Origin of the sequence: Alkalilimnicola ehrlichii, from assembly GCF_003399765.1 — a bacterium.
GTDB lineage: Bacteria > Pseudomonadota > Gammaproteobacteria > Nitrococcales > AK92 > AK92.
The window spans coordinates 1-2,847 of record NZ_NFZV01000065.1; the positions used below are offsets into that span (position 1 = coordinate 1).

Here is a 2,847-nt window from a genome sequence, read left to right on the forward strand (position 1 = left end):
TGCCGGTGCTACGCAAGTCACCGGCGGTACTGCCGTGGCTATCGGTGGGTGTAAAGCCACCGTCGGTCTGGGGTGTTACACAGCGATCGGTGCCGGCAGTTACCTGGTTTCCGATGGCTACAGTAGCGGCTATGCTAACGCCCAGGCGTTGCTCAGCGCGCATGAGTACCAGGCGGGGCAGCAGGTCATCGCCTCGTTCACCGAGGCCACCCACCCTGGAGAAGCTACCCCGACCTGGGATGCGGTGGTTAACGTGAGTACCGATGCGGCGCTGGTCGTCGGGGGCGGACTGCTCGCCAGTTCGATGAGGCAGGTGGACGACCTAGTCGATGCGGGGCTACAGCGGCTAGGGCAGCTAGGGCAGTGGGGGCGCGGTAAAGGTGGCAACGGGCGCACTGACCAGGGTAACCCGAGCCAGGGCGAACTTAGCGGCAGTGGTGGTGGCCCTCAGGGGCAGGCGGCGGCGCCGTCGGCTGGGGGAGATGTCCCAAACACCACCAGCGCATTTAAGGCGGGTGAAGACCTGGTCCACTTCAAGAAGCACGGGCAAGAGATCGCGACGACGCTCGGCGAAAAGACCTACACGCTTGAGCGTTATGTTGCCGATGCGAGCGTCGTCATCAGAAACGGACAGTTCGTTCCGGAGTTAAATGGTTATGTCGCGATAGCTGGCGGACAAGGAAGCGCGAAGGGGCTATTCGTCGGCCTGGACCGGGCTACTGGCGAGATAACTACGATGCACCTCAAGCCAATCTCCTTCTTCGAGCAAAAGGCACCAAGTCTTGGCTGGTCTGCGAAGCCAAAGAGTGAGATGACTGATTTTGTGGGCCCTAAACCAGAGCTCGGCTGGAAACCGCCGTACAGGACTCCAGGTAATTGAAAATGAAGATCGAGAAAATTCGATGGATATCAGAGGCCGGACAAGAAGCTGAGGTTCATCTTTCCGATGGAAGCCGCGCGTGCGTGGCTTTTTGTCAGCCATGTGAGTATGAAGTGGGCGCTGCTGTTGCTGGTCCTCTGCGTGCGTTTATGACTAAGAACGTGATGTTGTCGTACGAGCAGGACGTGTCGCTGCGAAATACCAACGATAACTTGTTTGCATATAGGTGCACCGCACGGGTTATAGATCCGCAGCATGGACTCGTGTGTGTAGGAGGTTTAAAGATCGAACTGGATGAACGCATTCCGGCTGGGGTGGGTGGGGGAGATCTTGTCGATTTCGAATGCGCAAGACTGGATCTGTGGTGACCATGAGTCCCAAACAGGGCGCTAGATGTTCCTAATCTCACAGATCGTGGAACTTTAGCGAACCTCCGGCCCGGCGATCCGGTAGTTTTACAAAGTACTGGTCGGACCCTAGTGCAGGACAGTTCTGGCCGTTACTGGCTCCAAGGGCCGACGGGAAATCGGATCACCCCCTCGGGCTCTTATGATTTTGTGACCTTGCCTGATGGGACGGTCAGGGTTGCCCGTCCGAATGCCAATCCGGATTTCTCCACGCACTTGGGGTTGAGTGGGGGCGGAGAGGTGAGCTTCGCTGGGTCGATCAGGTTTGCAAAGGAACTTAGGGACATATATGGACGCCTCCCCGTGGTCAAGGGTGTTCGTCGATAAAGCAGTTGGTTCGCGGACAACTATCCGGCGTCGTTAATGGGGCGGCATTAGCGGGCCCCGCGCCGTGATGAGATCCGGTCCCTGACCGCCTATACACCCACACGTGCTCGGTTGGCGACGTGTCCCACGACCAGGCTCTTGTCAGGGCCGGATGACCGGTTGCTTCATCGGTGGCAGGGCAATAATGGTTCGAGCAGTACCGGTGTCAACCAAGGCATGCATGGGAGTGGTGGTTCCCAGAGTAGCGATGGTGGCGGCAGCGGCGGTAACGCGCAGGGGCAGGAGGCGGCGTCGTCGGTTGGGGCTGGTTCGGGAGATGTTACAAGGGGGCAAACGCTCTGCCTGCTCCGAGGACGAGGGGCAATCCCAATACCGTTCCAGAGCGCGGCACCATTTACGTTGACTCGAAGGGGAACGCGATACCCACTCCTCCTGGAGGGAGGATAACCGGCTCGCCGGATGGGCGCTTCATCCAAGCGAGGGACGCGGCAGGGAATCCGACAGGAGTTCGCATCGATGGACCGCACAGGCCAGCATCGCATCCTGACCCACGGGCTCAGCAACCACACGGGCACGTGCCCGGCGTGACCAACCCGGATGGCACGCCGTGGCTGCCCATCAGGCAAAAGGAGGGTACTCATGACTGAGCCCACATGGGGAGACACGGTTCGCATCAACTTGAGCGCTAAGCCGGAACAACGGCCAGGTGTACTTGCCTCGGTCTGCGGTCTCCGAAAGGTCGAGACCGAGGAGCAAGCTCGGCAATTTAGCTGTCAAGTCGGCACGACGCTATACCTCGTTGAATACGAGGATGGCGTGGCTGTGGAGCTGCCGTCATCCATGCTAGAGCTCGTGGAGGGCGACGAGTTGAAGTGAGAGATGTACGCCTACGACGTGTCGCCCTGGCGCTACGATTCACGATGCAACTTCAATTTTTGCGCTGTGCGCTTGACGGGCAGCGACCGCTGCCGGGGCGGTTTTTTGATCGACAGCGACTGATGTATCGTCACAAAGGGCGAAAGAAAACCGGGCTCTGCTGGTGTTGATCGCACTGGCAAGGATTTTACGCCTGGCGACATCCAGGACGGGCAGGCCCTGCAGGGCGGTCTTACCGAGGTGGATCAGTTCCTCAACCGGACTGACGACCAGCGCCTCCTGATCACCGAAGGTGCCACCAATATCAATGGTCAGGCAGTCTACGGTGCGGCGCACCAGGACAGCGGCACGATGTTC

4 protein-coding genes are annotated in these 2,847 nt (G+C 59.3%); 3 read left to right on the top strand and 1 reads right to left on the bottom strand.

Features of this window, described 5'->3' with window-relative positions:
• The 3 genes from CAI21_RS23490 to CAI21_RS22595 form a co-directional block, all read left to right on the top strand.
• Positions 1–880: hypothetical protein (locus CAI21_RS23490; protein WP_220349066.1), on the top strand; the 880-nt coding region annotated here is incomplete at its 5' end.
• 2 nt (positions 881–882) lie between these two features.
• Entirely contained in the window at positions 883–1,248 is a 366-nt protein-coding gene (locus CAI21_RS22585; protein WP_116304368.1) for a hypothetical protein, read from the top strand.
• Between the two features lie 1,005 nt (positions 1,249–2,253).
• On the top strand, positions 2,254–2,490 hold the full coding sequence (locus tag CAI21_RS22595; protein WP_116304369.1) for a hypothetical protein: 237 nt from the start codon (positions 2,254–2,256) through the stop codon (positions 2,488–2,490).
• Positions 2,491–2,529: 39 nt separating this feature from the next.
• Here CAI21_RS22595 and CAI21_RS23495 read toward each other — a convergent pair.
• On the bottom strand, positions 2,530–2,847 hold a 318-nt coding region (locus tag CAI21_RS23495), incomplete at its 5' end, for a hypothetical protein (protein ID WP_181919606.1).